The 8737-nt window shown below is 70.4% G+C and carries 10 protein-coding genes; all 10 read left to right on the top strand.

The features are described 5' to 3' along the window. The first annotated feature begins 726 nt into the window (after nt 1-726). The 10 genes from ACWFR1_RS39635 (at nt 727) to ACWFR1_RS39590 (ending at nt 8646) form a co-directional block, all read left to right on the top strand. A complete protein-coding gene (locus ACWFR1_RS39635) occupies nt 727-1392 on the top strand; it encodes an HAD-IA family hydrolase (RefSeq protein ID WP_453560807.1) in 666 nt (221 codons plus the stop codon). Nucleotides 1393-1481: 89 nt separating this feature from the next. After that, nucleotides 1482-2684: a helix-turn-helix domain-containing protein gene (locus tag ACWFR1_RS39630; protein ID WP_453560804.1), complete on the top strand. Its 1203-nt coding sequence runs from the start codon at nt 1482-1484 to the stop codon at nt 2682-2684. 193 nt (nt 2685-2877) lie between these two features. Then, the gene (locus ACWFR1_RS39625; RefSeq protein WP_317595283.1) at nt 2878-3324 is read left to right on the top strand and encodes a hypothetical protein; all 447 of its coding nucleotides are present in this window, start codon (nt 2878-2880) and stop codon (nt 3322-3324) included. Continuing rightward, nucleotides 3321-3515 carry a hypothetical protein gene (locus tag ACWFR1_RS39620; protein WP_317595281.1) on the top strand — a complete coding sequence of 65 codons (195 nt, stop codon included), beginning with the start codon at nt 3321-3323 and terminating at the stop codon, nt 3513-3515. Before ACWFR1_RS39625 ends, ACWFR1_RS39620 begins: the two co-directional genes overlap by 4 nt. An 80-nt stretch (nt 3516-3595) precedes the next feature. Beyond that, nucleotides 3596-4483, top strand: a complete 888-nt coding sequence (locus tag ACWFR1_RS39615; RefSeq protein WP_453560800.1) for a glycosyltransferase family 8 protein — start codon at nt 3596-3598, stop codon at nt 4481-4483. Continuing rightward, nucleotides 4480-5358 (top strand): phosphotransferase, encoded by an 879-nt coding sequence (locus tag ACWFR1_RS39610; RefSeq protein ID WP_453560798.1) that lies wholly within the window; start codon nt 4480-4482, stop codon nt 5356-5358. Before ACWFR1_RS39615 ends, ACWFR1_RS39610 begins: the two co-directional genes overlap by 4 nt. Further along, the gene (locus tag ACWFR1_RS39605) at nt 5358-6089 is read left to right on the top strand and encodes a glycosyltransferase (RefSeq protein ID WP_453560795.1); all 732 of its coding nucleotides are present in this window, start codon (nt 5358-5360) and stop codon (nt 6087-6089) included. Before ACWFR1_RS39610 ends, ACWFR1_RS39605 begins: the two co-directional genes overlap by 1 nt. Continuing rightward, nucleotides 6086-7000 (top strand): PIG-L deacetylase family protein, encoded by a 915-nt coding sequence (locus ACWFR1_RS39600; protein ID WP_453560793.1) that lies wholly within the window; start codon nt 6086-6088, stop codon nt 6998-7000. The genes ACWFR1_RS39605 and ACWFR1_RS39600 overlap by 4 nt, the downstream gene beginning before the upstream one ends. Continuing rightward, the gene (locus ACWFR1_RS39595) at nt 6994-7608 is read left to right on the top strand and encodes a hypothetical protein (RefSeq protein ID WP_453560790.1); all 615 of its coding nucleotides are present in this window, start codon (nt 6994-6996) and stop codon (nt 7606-7608) included. Before ACWFR1_RS39600 ends, ACWFR1_RS39595 begins: the two co-directional genes overlap by 7 nt. A gap of 6 nt (nt 7609-7614) precedes the next feature. Beyond that, nucleotides 7615-8646, top strand: coding sequence for a glycosyltransferase (locus ACWFR1_RS39590; RefSeq protein WP_453560787.1), 1032 nt, complete (start codon nt 7615-7617; stop codon nt 8644-8646). The last annotated feature ends 91 nt before the right edge of the window (nt 8647-8737 follow it).

Here is an 8737-nt window from a genome sequence, read left to right as displayed (position 1 = left end):
TTCGGGGTAGTTCTTCCGCTTTGCCACCTTGGATCACTTCCCCTGGATGACGAAACATCCAGCGTCCAGGTGTCGGAATTTCGGGGGTCACTCCACCCGTACCCCGAGGGGTGGGCGCCTTCTATCTCCAGACGTGTGCCAGGGCGCTGGGCGACCTTCCGGCGTACACCTGTACTGTTCCAGCTCGATCTCCTCGCACACCTCCACGGCAGGGGCCAGTCGGCCGCACTGCCAGTGCCACATGCCAGAAAACCGTGTCGCTCATCGTAGCGGGGCGGGTAAGGGATCCGGATGGGGCGCCGGTGATGGCTGAACTTAAGCGGTAGAAGGCGCATTCCGGTTGCGGGCATCACTGAGTTGGGTGCGGCGCCAGGCGGCAAAGCCGACGAGGGCGGCTGAAACGCTCGTCCTTCGTATGAGGGCATCCTCCTCGAAGAAGGTCTGTCGCAGCGCAGACCGTGTTCGACGGAGGTCGGACGGGCATCACTTTGGGCCGCTGCCTACTGACTCGGTGGTGTGTGGGTTCAACACAGATGAGGGCCCTTGCCTGATGGCCGTTGCTGGGAGTGGCCGAGACCACGGCCTGACCGGTTGCATCACGGGGCGGTGCCTGGTGCGGACAAGCAGCTGGGGCAGCTCGGATGCATGGGGAGTCCGGCAACCTCGCCGCTTCGAGTGCGCGATAGCGTCGCTGGTAGAACTTATCTGGGAAGGGGCGACCATCGGATGCCGCACAGCAGCACTGGTACAGCTGACAGGCGTGAACAGCGCGGCTTGATCCTTGACTTTGCGGGCGTGCTGACTGCTAGTCCCCTTGCAATTCACCGTGCCTGGTGTGTGTCCGAGGGGTTGCCTCCGGAGGCGTGGCGCAGCGTTCTGAACGACCACCCCGAGGGCCGGCGACTGTACGCGGCTCTGGAGATCGGAGAGATCGGGCAGGTCGAGTGGAACGAAGGGACGGCGGCGCTGCTGGGGGAGCACGTGGACCCCATGAACCTGATGGGGCGGGCCTGGGCCGACGTTCCGCCGGCGCGTCGGATGGTCGCGCTCGCTCGTGCCGCGCGTGCCGCCGGTCACCGTCTCGCGTTGCTCTCCAACAGCTTCGGCCTCGATCCGTTCAATCCGTACGAGCACGTGGGCATCTGGGACCTCTTCGACGTGCACGTCGTGTCCGGGCTGGAGGGGCTGGCGAAGCCGGATCCGGCAATCTACCGGCTCGCACTGGAGCGCATTGGGCTGCCTCCCGAGCGGTGCGTCTTCGCGGACGACCATGCAGTTAACCTTCCGCCGGCCACTGCGCTGGGGATCTCCACCGTCCACGTCATGGACGAAGACGCGGCCGTGGCCGAGCTCGAGACGCTGCTCGGGGTTACGGCAGTCCTGGCTGCCTAAGGGCAACTTCCTTATGGGAAAAGGGCATCCGTGTCCCTCCTTCGGACAGTACTGTCCGTGTGGGGCTCACCACGCGGAGGTTCTGGAGCATGCAGTGGTCGGAGTACACCACCTCTGAGCGCTTGAAGGCGCTGCGCGGCGGCATGACGCAAGAGCAGTTAGCGGAAGCAGCTGGCGTGTCCGTCGGCGTGGTCCGCAAGCTCGAACGCGGCGGGACCGCTTCCCTCCCGTCCCTGCTGTCGATCGCCGACGCGCTCGGTACGGACATCGCCGTGCTCCTCGGCCAGCAGGCGCCACGCCGGTCCATGGACCGCGACGAGCGGGCCGCGCTACGGCTCGTCTCCGCGGCCACCCATGACGCGGCCATCGGCATCCCCACCGATGTCGAGCCGGGCACGGTAGAAGAGCTCCGTGCCGTCGTCCGTCGTGCGGATGCCGCGTACTGGGCAGGCCGTTACACCGAGCTCGGTATTCTCCTGGGCCGCCTGCTCCCTGAGGCCAAGGCCAGGTTCGACGCTGCGGATCCGGGAGAGCGGGAGGCCGCCGCAGGCGTCCTGATCGATACCTTCCAGACCGCGGGTATGGCCGCCAACGTCCTCGGTTCCCGCGACCTTGCGTATGCGGCTCTGACGTACGGCCGCCAGATCGCCGTGCAAGGTGGCGACGATCTGCGTGACGCCCACCTCGCCGCCACGACCGCGTGGGTCAACCTTCGCGACGGCCGTACGAAGCAGGGGTTCCTCCTCGCCGCAGCCCAGGCCGACCGGATCGAGCCCAAGATGAGCGAGCACGACCCGGACCGGTTGAGCGTGTACGGGCAGCTCGTCACGAACGCCGCCGTCGCCGCCTCCCGGGGCGGCGCGAACGCCGACAACGCTCGCGAGTACCTCTCCCAGGCCCATGCCGTTGCCGCCCGCATCGGGGACGAGCACGCCCGCGGCTCGCACGCCCAGCCGTACGGGCCGATGTACGCCTCCACGCAGGCGATGAGCATCGCCGTGGCGCTCGGCGATACGGCTGGAGCGCTGCGGCTCATGGACACCGTCCGCCTGGACGACTCGGTTCCCCTGGCCACCCGGGCCCGCTACGGCCTGGACGTCGCCCTCACCCAGGTCGAATGTCGGCGCTGGGATGCCGCCGCCGACACCCTCCAGGCCGTTTGCGCGATGGCCCCGGGATGGGTGCGCCACCAGATGCTCCCCGGCGTCATCATCAGCCGGCTTGCCGGGGTGTCCGTCAACCGGCTGAGGGGTCTTGCCGACTCTGCGGGCGTTCCTCTTGGGGTGCGCTGACCCTCGTCAGCACTGCAACGATCCGTTGTGGTCGCAGGGCTGCCACCAGCCCGACTGCTACGGGTCGTTGCACACCCCGGCGCGAGCTCTCTCCCGCTGCCACGGGGCGTGGCACAGCAACCGGGTACGGACTTCCCTCGATGTCACGGGCCGTGCCTGGGCCCGGGCGCGGCAGCGCAGCAGCCTTGTGGGCATGCCGATCAACCCGCCCGCCGGCCTCGGGCACGTGCCCATCGCTGTCTACGCCTGCGCCACCACCTCCGCCGCCATCCGTGAGGGCGAAGAGCGTGGCCGCTACTACGCTGACGCCCGCCACTGGCACGTCGCCGGCGCCTGGTCCGACTTCGACCCGACTCTGCCGCTCGCGGAGCGGCCTGGATGGCAGGCCGTCACGTCCGCCCTCTCCGCCGGGATGATCCGGGGCGTCGTCGTCAGCGCCCTCACCCACGTCGCCACGGACGCGGCCCAGTTCGCCAGCCTCGGAGTTCTCATTCGCGAGCGGGGCGGGTTCCTCGTGGATGCCTCGGGTGTCGCGCCCGCGCGCCGTACCCCGGGCCAGCGCCGACGGCGCCGCGGCATCGCGGACGCGGCCTCTGGATTGACCCCGCAGGGCGATACGCCCGAGGAAGGCACCCCGTGACCGCGGAGCGGGCGTGGGTCGGAGACCTCGTCAGGGACGCAAGCGGACGGCGGGCGATCGTCACCGACGTCCGAGCAGGCGGCACCGTCTGGGTGCTTCGACCGCCGACCGGCGGCGGTCCCTACTGGGAGACCGACGCCCCCGACACCCTCGAAATCCTCGCCCGCGCCGGCACTCGGGACAGCCAGTGAGCCCCACCCACCCGGCGTCTTCTGGCCGCCGCAGCTCCCTCCGTCCTGCCCGCGCGCCACGTCCGGAAGGCGAAGCCCCTGTGTACGCGTTCGGCTTGTGCATCGACCAGCAGTACCTCGTCCCCGGCCTCGCCACCCTCGGCGGCCTGGCCGACAGCCTCACCCCGTCCGCGCGCCGCACCGCCGCCGTACGGGTGCTCACCCTCGACCTCACCCGTGCGCAGGCCCTCCTCCTCTCTGACTTCGCCAAGCGGGCCGGCTTCGGCTCCTTCGACCTCCGCCACTGCTCCCCGCTGCGGACCTCCCGCATGGCCGACGCCTCCTACATCACCGTCACGACCTACCTGCGCTTCGAGTTCACCTCGGGCTTCGTCCGCAGGCCCTACCTGATCTACGTGGACGCCGACGTCCTCGTACGCGGAGATCTCACCGACCCGCTGGGCTCCCTCGGGCCGTACGAGACCGGGGCCGTGCGCGACGAGTTCAACCCGGCCGTCGGCGAGTGCCCGGCGTTACCCGGAGCCGCCGAACGCTGGCCCCACCTGCGCGGACGTCCCTACTTCAACGCGGGCGTGCTCTGGACCCACACCGACCACATGCCCCGCATCCGCCGAGGCGTCGAACAGGCCCTGATCCACGCCCGACGCCACATCCTCCACAACGACCAGGACGCCCTGAACCTGTGGCTTCTGCGATCCGGCCGGGTGCGCCCGGTGGCCGGCGGCTTCAACCGGTTCGAGGTCGGCCGGTTCCTTGAGCGCGGGAACTGGGTACGCCGGGTCGTCACGCGCTCGCCGAAGCCCGATCCGGCAGCCGCCCTCGTGCACTTCGTCGGCCCCGAGAAGCCGTGGCAGGCCGACTGCCCCGTCACGGAGGACGTCGTCGAGTACCGCCGGCATCTGGCCCGCGCCCTGCGGCACGTTCGGCGTCTGGGTGCCGTCGGCGTGGAACCGGCGGGTGTGCGGTGAACCCGGGGCTACCGCCTGCCGTCTCGCGCGCCGCCCTCGCCCTGACCGGCGTACCGGCCCGCACTGGACACCGTCTGTCCGCCCGCTCGCGCACGGCCGTGTACCGGGCGGGCCTGGCCGACGGACGCAGTGTCGTGATCAAGCTGTACGCGGCCACCGCACGCCGCAACGCGATCACGGAAAGCGCGGCGTTCCGAGCCGTGGCCGACCACGTTCCCGTCCCGGCCGTCCTCGGATACGGCCACATCCCCGGCCATGAGGCGACCGCCCTCATCACCACCGACCTCGGTCCACTCACCCTCGGCAGCGCCATGCGCTCCGGCCGGATCTCCGAGGAACGCACCCTGAAAGACCTGGCCGGTCTGCTCGGCCGCCTGCACCGGGCCCCCGTCCAGTCGTTCGCGCCACGCCGACCGTTCTACGAGCAGGTCACCTCGCTCGGCCGCCGCTGCCCGCCCAGCAGTCTGGACCACATCGCGCCCGCCCTGGCCACCATCGCCGACGCCGCCCACACGGCGCCCGTGTGGTGCCACGGCGACCTGCACGGCGACAACATCGTGCTCGCCGGCCCCAGCGCCGTCCGCCACCTGGTCGACTTCACCGACGCCGCAGCCGGCCCCCGCGAATCCGACGTCGCCCAGACCCTGGTCATGACCGACGCCCTCTCGACCCTCCGGGCGCGCACAGTCACCGACGCCTACCCCCTCGCCCTCGACCACCACCTGCTGGCCGCCTGGGCCGTCTTCCACACCACGCGCTCCTGGGCCCATTCCTCCCCGGGTGCCGACCGCGCCTTGTGGGCCCGCCGTCTGGACGACCTCAGCCGACGGACCCCGCACCTCTTCCGCACACGCCGCCCGGAAAGGACGCGCTGATGAGCACCCCTGCCCTGTCGGTAGTGATCCCGGCCTTCAACGAGGCCGCCTACCTGCCTCGCTATCTGCCCTCCGTCCTCGCCTCCCTTGCCTGCTGGGAGGAGATCACCGGCCGCACGGGAGAGGTGATCGTCGTCGACAACGCCAGCACCGACGCCACCGCCGACATGGCCGCCTCCTTCGGCGTCCGCGTCGTCACCGAAGCCGTTCGTAACATCGGCCGCGTTCGTAACACCGGAGCGAGCGCCGCCCGCAGCGGACGCCTCTTCTTCACCGACGCGGACGTGGCTCTGCCCCTGGAGGCGGTCACCGCCGCCGCTGCCGCCATGGACGCCGGGGCCATCGGCGGCGCCATCCCGCCGCTCTACACGCCCGAACGGCTCGGTGCCCGCCTGCTGTGCGCCTACTGGGACCACTACCGCACCCGGCGCGGCGGAGCCCAGGGCGTCAACCAGTTCTGCACCACCGACGCCTTCCACCACGTCGGCGGATACCGGGACGACCTGTTCATGAGCGAGGACGTGGAGTTCTTCGCCCGCCTCACCGCCCACGGCCAGGCCACCGGCCGGCCCGTGACGATCCTCGACGAGCTGCGCGTACGCCCGTCGACCCGCCGCTACGACCAGTGGTCGAGCCTCCGGATGCTCTGGTGGCAGAACCCCGTGACCGCCCGCCTGCGCCTCCGGTCGCCCCGCATGTGGCGCCACTGGTACGAGACCACCGTGCGATGACAAAGGAGACCCCTGTGCAGCCCCAGCCTCTGGCCGACCTGCCGGTTCCGGACGGGCACGGCATCTACACCTTCCCCGACGACCTCCACCGCGCCCACCAGACGCACACCCAGCAGCTCGCCGACCGCCACCGGAACCACGACCACCGTGTCCTGGAGGTGACGGCACCCCACACCCGCGTCCCGTACTTCATTGAGGCTCGCAGCCCCGCCAGCCGCCCGGTCCTCGTCATCGAACCCCACCACGACGACTTCGCCCTCTCCGCCTCGGGCACCTTCCTCGCCCACCCCCGACCGCTGACCGTGGCCACCGTCTTCACCCGGTCCCGGAGCGTCCACCCCGCCCTGGAGACCACGTACACCGCGGTCGACGCTGTGTCCGAGCTGCGCGACCGCGAGGGAGCCGCCGCGCTCGCGCCGTTCGGCGCCCGTCGGCACCTCCTCGGCCACAAGGACGCCGAGCCTCCGTACCGGCCCTACGGCCTCCAGGTGCTCGACCAGATCACCGGTGAGCTCCGCCGGATCGCCGCGGCTCATCCCGGCGCCGAACTCCTCGCGCCCGCCGCCGTCACCCGCCACCCCGACCATCTCCTCGTCCACGAAGCGGCCGTCCGCCTCGGCTGCACCTGGTTCTGGGAGGACCTCGCCTTCTGGTCCACGTACGCGCTCGCCGGCTGCGACCAGCACCTGTTCCGTACACGTACGGGGGTGGCGATGCGGCCCGAGCTGGTCGACATCACTGACGTCGTCCTGGACAAGGTCACCGTCCTGCGGATGCACGGCTCGCAGATGCACCCGGCACGGAAGATGTACCGCCCGATCCGGCACGCCTTCACCACGGCCGCCGACCTCGTCGACGGCACCGGCCGCTACGCCGAACGCTTCTACCGGACGGAGGAGTCGACGTGCTGATCATCGCCCTGGAGGGACCCTCCTACGCCGGCAAGTCCACGGCGATACGTCACCTCCGCCGCACCGCCCACGGCTCGCGGGCGTTCGTCTCCGACTGCTACGTCAAGCACATACCCCACCGCGACGACATCCCTCCGGCCCGTACCGACTCCGCGGCCGCCCAACTCGCCGCTTTCGAGAGGTTCATGGAGATCGAGGCGACCCGAGTTGCCGAGGCCGCCGCGAGCGGGAGGCAGCTCGTCATCCTCGACCGCTCCGTGGACACCCTCCTCGCCCACGCGTACGCCCTGGACGCCCTGTTCGGGTACGGCGTCCACTGCCAGCTTCTCGACCGCCTCAGGACGCTCTCCTTCCTGCGCCCCGACCACACCCTCTACCTCGACGTCCCGGGGGAGACGCTCCATCTCCGCCGCAAGACCGCCGGGCACACTGCCGCCGAATCCGAGTACTTCCTCCACGAACCCGGTTTCCTCCGCCACGCCCGCGACTACTTCGTCCACACGCCCCGGCGGCCCGCGACGAGAGAACTCGTCGTCCTGGCCGCCGACGCCGGCCCGGACGACGTCGCACAGGCAGTGGAAGCCCTCGTCACCCACTGGGCGAGGTAAAGGACGATGCCCATCGCCCTCTTCGCCTGGCGTCGCACCCCGCCCCCATTCCTCATCGGCGGCGCCGAGGTCACCCAGCAGCTCCTCGCCGAAGAACTCGCCGCCGCCGGCTGGCACGTCACCTATCTCGGCTCGCACGAGGCGCCCTGGGAAGGAGCCACCCAGCTCCCCGATATGTGCGCCCTTCTCGACCAGCATCGCATCCCTTACGACGAGACAGAGGACGCCCTGCGCTACCGGTGGAACGGGGTCGAGTGCTCCGCGTTGACGCAGAACAAGGTGGAACACGCCCTCGATGGCCTCCTGAGAGACCTCCGACCGGACGTCGTGTTCACCTCGCAGGAGGGCTCGGCGCAGCTCGCCGCGCGGGCCCGGCCGAGCGCGCTCGTCGCCGGCCTCCTGCACTCCGTCTCCGCCACCGGCCTGGGAGTCCTCGACGGCCGACCCCACTACGGCCTCGCCGTGTCGGAGTTCGTCCTGGCGCGAGCACCCCGGACGCCCGCCACCCGCCTCGCCGTCATGTACCCGCCGTTCGCGCTGCCGGGGGACAATGTGAGCGAGACCCGCACCGCGTCCGTACTCATGATCAACCCCATTCCCGCCAAGGGATCCGAGCTACTGCACCAGCTCATCCGCCTCATGCCGGAACAGCACTTCACCCTGGTCGAAGGCTGGTGGGACACCGCCGCCGACTTCGCCGCCTATCCGAACGTGACGTATGTGCCCCGCGTGTACGACATGGCGCCGCTGTACCGCAGCCACCACCTGCTGTTGGTCCCTTCCACCGTGGAAGACGCCTTCCCCCGCGTGATCATCGAGGCCGCGCTGCACGGCGTTCCGACCATCGGGACCGACCGGGGCGGCATCCCCGAAGCCATCGGCGATGCCGGGATCGTTCTGCCGAGCGCAGCAGACCCCGAGACGTGGGCGCGCGCGATCCGGGCGGCGGACCGCGAGGCGCTCGGCGCGAGGGTCCGGCGCAGGGCGGTCGGGTTCACGAGGCCGTGCCTGCCCGAGCTCCGGCAGCTGGGGATCTAGGTGTATTGCCCCGGGAGGTTGTGGACGGGTGATGCAGGTCTCGGCTGAGACTGCTTGAACGGGTGAGGGCCTTCCGGGTTCGGTGTGGATT

The organism is Streptomyces sp. NPDC055103 (assembly GCF_053607625.1).
The sequence above is the reverse complement of the archived record's forward strand: the minus strand, read 5'-3'. Positions and strand labels throughout refer to the sequence as shown.